Annotated in this window: 1 pseudogene; it reads left to right on the forward strand. The window is 29.0% G+C overall.

The features are described 5' to 3' along the window. Nucleotides 1-779: 779 nt before the first annotated feature. Nucleotides 780-973, forward strand: a pseudogene (locus ACFIK3_RS09620) (hypothetical protein); the annotation flags it as partial.

Below are 973 nucleotides of genomic sequence, written 5' to 3' on the forward strand. Positions count from 1 at the left end.
CAAGACTGACAAAAGTTTATTAAAAGGGATTTTGCTCATCTCTATAATGATCAGTTTCTATTGAGATGTTTTCATAACAGGCAATAAATCACAATTATCCTATTTATCGTTTCTCTTATGAAACTGAAAAATGATGCCATGGCTATAAAGAACATAACAGCTATAGAGAAAGCAAAAATGCAAATGAAAGCATTTGTTATAAGAGCGCGGTGCTATTAAGGTTGTTTAAATTAGAGCCCCTTATAAACAAAATTCACAAAAAATTTAAAATTCATTTAGTAAAAAAATGATAGGTTATAAAGCTAAAAATACACATTATGAGAGCGTTTCTAAATATTATAAATGTATAGATTCAAAACATAACGCAATCGTTTCATAAAGCCTATAATATATCTTTAAAAGCACATAAATATAAAAGAAGCAATTAATAAGCATAAGATATTATCAATACACAACGTATTTAAAAAATACAAAAAAATATCAAAAAAGATAAAATATTATTTGACAATAAATACGTATTTTGTTATATAAATACTCAAGTGATTGAAAAACACTTTTTGATAAGCGGATAGACTACGAAACAGCCTTTCCAAAGTCTTTAAAAAACTGACTATCTTTTATGCTATCGTTGGCATATATAGTGATTTTGTCGGGTGTGCTTACACCATACAATACCCTTATGGGAAAAGTGTAAGCAACGGACTTATCACCGTGTTTTTCAACACCCGATGCTTTTATAAGCTGTCAATTGAAAAACAATTTTATGATAAGGTTTAATTATGACAAATATCTCAAAAAACACCCCCGTTATCTCTAATATTGCGAATGAAACCGCGTCTGTTAATCAACAAGAGCCTGCAAAAAAATACGAATTTATTGATGATTGTGAATATATTGATGGTCATTTCTTAACTCGAATTAGAGCCTTAAGAGATTTTGATGATGTCAAAAAAGGCGATTTAGGGGGGTATAT

The sequence above is a fragment of the Bartonella sp. CB10SXKL genome (genome assembly GCF_042195515.1).
In the GTDB taxonomy this organism is placed as follows: Bacteria; Pseudomonadota; Alphaproteobacteria; order Rhizobiales; family Rhizobiaceae; genus Bartonella.